The sequence below is a fragment of the Streptomyces sp. NPDC059695 genome (genome assembly GCF_042733785.1).
Taxonomy (GTDB): Bacteria; Actinomycetota; Actinomycetes; order Streptomycetales; family Streptomycetaceae; genus Streptomyces.
Window position 1 is genome coordinate 41512 of sequence record NZ_JBHWFF010000048.1, and the last position, 6103, is coordinate 47614.

Genomic DNA, 6103 nt, shown 5'->3' on the forward strand with positions numbered 1-6103 from the left:
CTCCGTGCCCCGTTCCCGAGGAACCGCCATGTCTCTCACCAGCGATCCGCCCGCCGCCGAACCCGCGGCCGAACCCGCCGCCGGACCCGCCGTCGGGCCCGCCGTCGGGCCCGCCCCGGTGTCCGTCTCCAAGGACGCCCCCGGCCCCACGGCCTCCGCCCCCGAGCTCGTGGTCGTCCCGGTGCGCCACCCCTGGCGGTGGGTGGCCGTCGCCGCCACCGCCGTGCTGCTCGTCCAGTTCGTCCACGGCCTCGTCACCAACCCCGGCTGGGAATGGGACGTCTTCGCCGCCTTCTTCACCACCGAGACGATCCTGCACGCCGTCTGGGTGACCCTCCAGCTCACCTTCTACGGCACCGCGCTGGGCTTCGCGATCGGCATCGTGCTCGCCTTCATGCGCCTGTCCGCCAGCCCGTTCCTGCGGTCCGTCGCCTTCGGCTACATCTGGGCCTTCCGCTCCATCCCGCTCATCGTCCAGCTGCTCTTCTGGTTCAACCTGGCCTACCTCTACAAGGAACTGAGCATCGGGATCCCCTTCGGGCCGAGCTTCCTCTCCTTCGACACGATGGGCCTCGTCGGCGAGATGAGCGCCGCCGTCCTGGGCCTCGCCCTGCACCAGGCCGCCTACGCGGCGGAGATCGTCCGGGGCGGTGTGCTCGCCGTGGACGAGGGCCAGCTGGAGGCCGCGGCCTCCCTCGGCATCCCGAAGCTCCGGCAGGTGCGGCGGATCGTGCTGCCGCAGGCGATGCGCTCGATCCTGCCCAACGCCGCCAACGAGATCATCTCGCTCTTCAAGGGCACCTCGATCGTCTCCGTCATGGCGATCGGCGAACTCTTCTACCAGGTCCAGGTCGTCTACGGCCGCAACGGGCGCGTCGTCCCGCTCCTCATGGTCGCCACCGCCTGGTACGTCCTGCTCACCACCGCGCTCTCCGTGGTCCAGCACTACGTCGAACGCCACTACGCGAAGGGGAGCGCCCGATGAGCTCCGTGACCAAGACCGCCGAGCCCGCCGACGGGACGGCCACCACCACGGCCAAGGTCGAGATCCGCGCCGTCCACAAGCGCTTCGGCTCCCTCCACGTCCTGCGCGGCATCGACCTCGACGTGCGGGCCGGCGAGGTCACCGTCGTCCTCGGTCCCTCGGGCTCCGGCAAGTCGACCCTGCTGCGGACCATCAACCACCTGGAGAAGGTCGACAGCGGCACGGTCGGCGTGGACGGCGTCCTCGTCGGCTACCGCCGCTCCGGGAACAAGCTCTACGAGCTGCGCGAGCGCGAGATCCTCAGGCAGCGCACCCGCATCGGCTTCGTCTTCCAGAACTTCCATCTCTTCCCGCACCTCACGGTCCTGGAGAACATCGTCGAGGCGCCCGTCTCGGCCCTGAAGCGTCCCCGCAAGGAGGCGGAGGCCGCGGCCCGGAAGCTGCTCGAACGCGTCGGGCTCGCCGACAAGGCGGAGTCGTACCCCAAGCAGCTGTCCGGCGGGCAGCAGCAGCGGGTCGCCATCGCCCGGGCGCTCGCCCTGGAGCCGGGCCTGCTCCTCTTCGACGAGCCGACGTCCGCGCTCGACCCCGAACTCGTCGGCGAGGTCCTCGACGTCATCAAGGACCTGGCCGCCTCCGGCACCACCATGATCGTCGTCACCCACGAGATCGGCTTCGCCCGGGAGGTCGCCGACACGGTGGTCTTCATGGACGAGGGCCGGATCGTCGAACAGGGCTCGCCGGCCGAGGTGCTGGACAGCCCCCGCCACGAGCGGACCCGCGCCTTCCTCTCCAAGGTCCTCTGACCCACCACCCGCACGACCCCACCGAAGGAGCAGTACTGCCATGAAGACCCGTCGCACCGTCCTCACCGCCCTCGCCTCGCTCACCGCCCTCGGCCTCCTCACCGCCTGCGGCGCGGGCGACGCCGCCGTCGGCGAGATCAAGCCCGAGGGCCAGAAGGACACCGGCATCAACGTCGGTCCGAACCAGAACCGCGTCCACACCGCCAAGGTCGACGCGATCGCGGCCAAGCTGCCGGAGTCCGTCCGCAAGAGAGGCACCCTGATCCTCGGCGTCTCCGCGAAGAGCAACCCGCCGCTCGCCTTCCGCGCCACCGACGACAAGACGCTGATCGGCGTCGAGCTCGACCTCGCCACCCTGATCGCCGACACCCTCGGCCTGAAGCCCGAGTTCAACCCGGTCTCCTGGGAGAACCTCTTCGTCGGCCTGGACAGCGGCAAGTACGACGGCGTCCTCTCCAACGTCACCGTCACCGAGGAGCGCAAGGACAAGTACGACTTCGCGACCTACCGGCTCGACGACCTCGCCTTCGAGGCGAAGAAGGGCTCCGGCTGGACGGTGAAGGGCCCCGAGGACGTGTCGGGCAAGCGGATCGCCGTCGGCAGCGGCACCAACCAGGAGAAGATCCTCGTCGACTGGTCCCGGCAGAACGAGAAGGCCGGCCGCAAGGGCGTCGACATCAAGTACTACGACAACACGACCGACTACTACCTCGCCCTCCAGTCCGGACGGATCGACGGCTACCTGGGCCCCAACCCCACCGTCGCCTACCACGTGGCCACGGCCGGACAGACCGAGGCCGTCGGCAAGTTCTCCGGAGCGGGCGCCGGACTCCAGGGCAAGATCGCGGCCACCACCAAGAAGGACAGCGGTCTGGTCGCCGCCTACGCGGCCGCGATCGACCACATCGTCGAGAACGGCACCTACGCCCAGGTCCTCAAGCGGTGGGGGCTGACCAACGAGGCCGTGCAGAAGTCGGAGATCAACCCGCCCGGCCTGCCCCGCACCAAGAACTGACCCGCGCCCCGCCTGCTCCGAGAGAGACCGCATGACCACCAGCACCCCACCGCTCCACCTCGCCGCCGAGCTCGCCCCGGGCTCCGGCCGCGCCGACCCGGGGCCGGACGCCGCCGCCCGGGCGGTCGCGCTCGCCCGGCTCGCCGAGGCCGCCGCGCTCGACTTCCTCACCCACGACGACTCCTTCGCCGGGCCCGGCCTCGACGCGCTCGCCGTCCTCGCCCGGGTCGCCCCCGAGACCCGCTCCGTCGGCCTGGTGCCGACGGTGACCACCACCCACACCGAGCCCTTCCACGTCCAGGCCGCCGTCGCCACCCTCGACTGGGTGAGCCGGGGCCGGGCCGGCTGGCGGATCGCGGTCTCCCCGGCCGGGGCCGAGGCCCGGCTCGTCGGCCGCCGCCCGGCGCCGCCCACCGCCGAGCTCTGGCAGGAGGCGGGCGAGGTCGCCGAGGTCTCCCGCAAACTGTGGGACAGCTGGGAGGACGACGCCGAGATACGGGACGTGGCGACCGGCCGGTTCATCGACCGCCGCAAGCTGCACCACGTCGACTTCCAGGGCGCGACCTTCTCGGTCAAGGGCCCCTCGACCGTGCCCCGGCCCCCGCAGGGCAACCCGGTGACCGTCGTCGACGCCACCCGCCCGGCCGCCCGCGACACCGCGGCCCAGCACGCCGACGTGGCCCTGATCCGGGCCGCCTCCGCCGAGGAGGCCGCCGCCCTCCGCGCCGAACTGCGCCGGGGGGCCGCCGCCCACGGACGGGACCCCGGGCAGCTGCGCGTGCTGCTCTCGCTGCCCGTCGACCTCGACGCGTACGAGGGCGGGCCCGGGGCGCTCGCCGAGCTGATCGCCGGCTGGCACGGGGGCGGGGCCGTCGACGGCTTCCACCTCGTGCCGGCGGCGCCGGAGCGGGACCTTGAGCGGTTCGCCGCGGGGACCGTGCCGAGGCTCCGGGACCGGGGCCTGTTCCGTACGGCCTACGAGGGGGCCACCCTTCGCGACCATCTGGGACTCGCCCGGCCGGTCAGCCAGTACGCGACGACAGGGGCCTCCTCATGAGCCGGGACAGGAAGCGGATCCACCTCGCCGCGCACTTCCCCGGCGTCAACTCCACGACGGTCTGGACCGATCCGCGCTCCGGCTCGCAGATCGACTTCTCCTCCTTCGAGCACCTGGCGCGGACCGCGGAGCGCGGGCTCTTCGACTTCTTCTTCCTGGCCGAGGGGCTGCGGCTGCGCGAGCACGCGGGGCGCATCCACGACCTGGACGTCGTCGGGCGGCCCGAGTCGATCACCGTCCTGAACGCCCTCGCGGCCGTCACCGAGCGGCTCGGCCTGGCCGCCACCGTCAACGCCACCTTCAACGAGCCGTACGAACTGGCCCGGCGGCTCGCCTCGCTCGACCACCTCAGCGCCGGCCGGGCCGCCTGGAACGTGGTCACCTCGTCCGACGCCTTCACCGGGGAGAACTTCCGGCGCGGCGGCTACCTGGACCGGGCCGACCGGTACACGCGGGCCGCCGAGTTCCTCGGCACCGTCCGGGAGCTGTGGGACTCCCGGACCCCGGACGGCGGGACGCTGCCCTTCGCGCACAGCGGGCCGCAGTTCCGGATCGGGGGCGAGTTCCCCGTACCGCGCTCCCCGCAGGGGCAGCCGGTCGTCATCCAGGCCGGGGACTCCGCCGAGGGGCGGGAGTTCGCGGCCTCGGCCGCCGACGTGGTCTTCACCCGCCACTCCACCCTGGAGGCCGGCCGGGCGTTCTACGCCGACGTCAAGGGCAGGCTCGCGCGGTACGGGAGGGACCCCGGCGACCTGAAGATCATGCCGGGGGTGACGTACGTCCTCGGCGACACCGACGCCGACGCGCAGGAGCGGGCGGCCGAGATCCGGCGGCAGCAGGTCTCCCCGCAGAACGCGATCCTCGCGCTCGAACAGGTCTGGGGCCGCGACCTGTCCGGCTACGACCCCGACGGCCCGCTGCCGGACGTCGACCCCGACCCGGACTCCACGCTGGTCCAGGGCCGGGTGCGGGTCGCCGACCCGGTCGCGGTGGCGCGCAGATGGCGGGCGCTGTCCGAGGAGAAGGGGCTCTCGATCCGTCAGACGGTCGTCGAGTCGACGGGCCGGCAGTCCTTCGTGGGCTCCCCGGAGACGGTCGCGGCGGCGCTGGAGGAGTTCACGGCCGCGGAGGCCGCCGACGGCTTCATCCTCGTCCCGCACCTCACCCCCGGCGGCCTCGACGACTTCGTCGACCGGGTCGTCCCGCTGCTCCAGGAGCGGGGAGTCTTCCGTACGGAGTACGAGGGCACCACGCTGCGGTCGCACCTCGGGCTTCCCGAGCCCGTATGGAAGGGTTGAACACCATGAGCACGGATCCACAGCAGGACTGGCAGCACTGGCACGAGCAGCGCGAGGCCGCGGTCGCCTCGTCGTACGGCCCGCTCTCCCTCACGGGCACCCACTGGCTCGCGGACTTCCCCGGGGGCCGCGTCCCGGGCGTTCCCGGCGAGTGGCTGGAGGACGGCGACGAGGTGGTCCTGACGGCGGTCGCCGAGGACGGTGTCACCGTCGACGGCAAGCCGTTCGCCGGCACGGTCCGGCTCACCGCGGATCACGCCCCGATCCACGAGTCCCGGGTCGAGTCGGCGGGCCGGCGGCTCGTGGTGCTGCGGCGCGAAGGGCTGTGGGCCGTACGGGACTTCGACCCGGGTTCGGAGGCGCGGCGGGCCTTCCGGGGCATCGAGGCCACCCCGTACGACGCGCACTGGGTGGTGCCCGGTGAGTTCCGTCCGTACCCGGAGGCGCGCAGCGTACGGGTGGAGAACGCCGACGGGCGGGAGCGCGGCCTGGGCCTGTCCGGGGAGCTGGTCTTCGAACTGCACGGCGGCGAGCACGTCCTCCAGGTGGCCGTCGAGGACGACGGCTCCCTGTGGGCGGTCTTCGCGGACGCCACCAGCGGCAGGGACAGCTACCGCTTCCGCTTCCTGCGGCCCGGGGCCCCGGCGGCGGACGGCTCGGTGACGGTCGACTTCAACCGGGCGCTGCTGCCGCCGTGCGCCTTCGCGGACCACTTCATCTGCCCCTTCCCGCCGCCCGGGAACACGCTGGACACGGCGGTGCCGGCCGGTGAGCGGCGGCTGAACCCGGCCTGAGCTGCTCCTTCCCCTTCCGCTGTGCGTACGGCGGGGGCCCCCCGCCCGGGCGGGCGGGGGGGGCCGGGGGGGGGGGGGGGGTGTGGGGGGGGCCGGGGGGGGTCCCGATAACTGGGAACACCAGTCCGGAACACGTGACTTGTAGGTG

General features: G+C 72.8%; 6 protein-coding genes. All 6 read left to right on the plus strand.

All coding sequences use genetic code 11. The features are described from left to right. The first annotated feature begins 28 nt into the window (after positions 1 to 28). Genes ACFV2S_RS35070 through ACFV2S_RS35095 form a run of 6 tightly spaced genes read left to right on the plus strand, consistent with a single transcriptional unit; the run spans position 29 to position 5955 of the window. Entirely contained in the window at positions 29 to 985 is a 957-nt protein-coding gene (locus ACFV2S_RS35070) for an amino acid ABC transporter permease (RefSeq protein ID WP_385569143.1), read from the plus strand. Further along, entirely contained in the window at positions 982 to 1791 is an 810-nt protein-coding gene (locus tag ACFV2S_RS35075; RefSeq protein WP_383795000.1) for an amino acid ABC transporter ATP-binding protein, read from the plus strand. The genes ACFV2S_RS35070 and ACFV2S_RS35075 overlap by 4 nt, the downstream gene beginning before the upstream one ends. A gap of 40 nt (positions 1792 to 1831) precedes the next feature. Next, positions 1832 to 2806 (plus strand): ABC transporter substrate-binding protein, encoded by a 975-nt coding sequence (locus ACFV2S_RS35080; protein ID WP_385569149.1) that lies wholly within the window; start codon positions 1832 to 1834, stop codon positions 2804 to 2806. 31 nt (positions 2807 to 2837) lie between these two features. After that, complete coding sequence (locus tag ACFV2S_RS35085; protein ID WP_385569153.1) at positions 2838 to 3863, plus strand: LLM class flavin-dependent oxidoreductase; 1026 nt, start codon at positions 2838 to 2840, stop codon at positions 3861 to 3863. Beyond that, entirely contained in the window at positions 3860 to 5161 is a 1302-nt protein-coding gene (locus tag ACFV2S_RS35090; protein WP_385569158.1) for an NtaA/DmoA family FMN-dependent monooxygenase, read from the plus strand. The genes ACFV2S_RS35085 and ACFV2S_RS35090 overlap by 4 nt, the downstream gene beginning before the upstream one ends. A gap of 5 nt (positions 5162 to 5166) precedes the next feature. Then, positions 5167 to 5955 (plus strand): DUF1684 domain-containing protein, encoded by a 789-nt coding sequence (locus tag ACFV2S_RS35095; RefSeq protein WP_385569162.1) that lies wholly within the window; start codon positions 5167 to 5169, stop codon positions 5953 to 5955. Positions 5956 to 6103 lie beyond the last annotated feature (148 nt).